The sequence below is a fragment of the Aquabacterium sp. A08 genome (assembly GCF_011742065.1).
Map to the genome: position 1 here is coordinate 1 of NZ_JAAQQT010000218.1, position 1130 is coordinate 1130.

At 55.9% G+C, this 1130-nt stretch carries 1 protein-coding gene; it reads right to left on the reverse strand.

Annotated elements, in window-relative coordinates; genetic code table 11:
• A partial coding sequence (locus HA630_RS01220) for a flagellin hook IN motif-containing protein (protein WP_166832138.1) occupies nucleotides 1-1130 on the reverse strand: 1130 nt, incomplete at both ends.

Consider the following 1130-nt stretch of genomic DNA (forward strand, 5'->3'; position numbering starts at 1 on the left):
AGGGCGCCGAGTTTGGCCCGTTCGCCGCTGATGAAAGCCAGTGCAGAGTCGACAGTTTTCAGAGCTTCGCTGGCATTACTGAAAGTTGTGATGTCTAGATCGGCCACTTTTTGCAATTCTGACGACAGGCTATCAGCATCAATATTGTCACCATCTGCATTTACAAATGCACCATCGGTGGCAGAAAACAGCCCAGTTGCTGTCGCATCGTCCAGTACGCTGAACGATTTCTGCGAATCCAGCACCAGGTTACCTGCCACTGCTACGAAGTTAGTCACCGCTTCAGTTGCACCTGCATCAGCCTCCAAGAATTCGACAGCTGTGGCTTGTTCATTGCCATTGGCGTCAAGCTTCAAAACAGACAGAGCGACAGTGGCAGTATCATCTTCAAGGTCTGCCGCTACCAGTTGGATGTTGACGTTGTCACCAGAGGCACTGGTCAGTACGATGCCTTCGTTGTCGGCACTCAAGGCAGCCGTCACACCCGTGCGCGAGCTCTGTTCGTTGAAAGCGGAGATCGCCTCTGCCAAGCCTTCTGGCGTCGAGTCGGTGACCTTGAACGAGATCGAGCGAGGCTCCAGCAACGTGACATCGAGCGCATCCGTATCGTCAAATTTGACGCCCGTACTCAGGTCGATCGTGAAGCTGCCCGCTTCAAACTCCAACTTGACATCGGTTCGCGCGGTGGCGGTTACACCAGTTTCGCCGGCAACCTGATTGATTTTGGATGCCACCGTCTGCATGCTGACTGACGGATCGATCTCTACTTCTTTCGAACCGAGATAGCCGTTGACAGTGATGGTTCCACCCACAATAGTGTTGTCGCCAAGGGTCGTTGCATCTGCAACAGGACCAGAAGCGTTGACCTGGTTGTTGCCGTACACGCTCGTCCGCAGGTTGGCGGTGGTGGCCACAATGGTCTGGTTGGCGTTGGCGCCCACCTGGAACTGAGCGGTGCCGAAGGAGCCGTCCAGCAACTTCTGGCCGTTGAACTCGGTGGTCTGCGAAATGCGATCGAGTTCGGCCACCAGTTGGCCCACTTCGGCCTGAAGGGCTTGGCGGTCACTTGCGCTGTTGGAGGCGTTGGCCGATTGCACTGCCAGCTCTCGCACCCGCTGCAGAATGTCGCC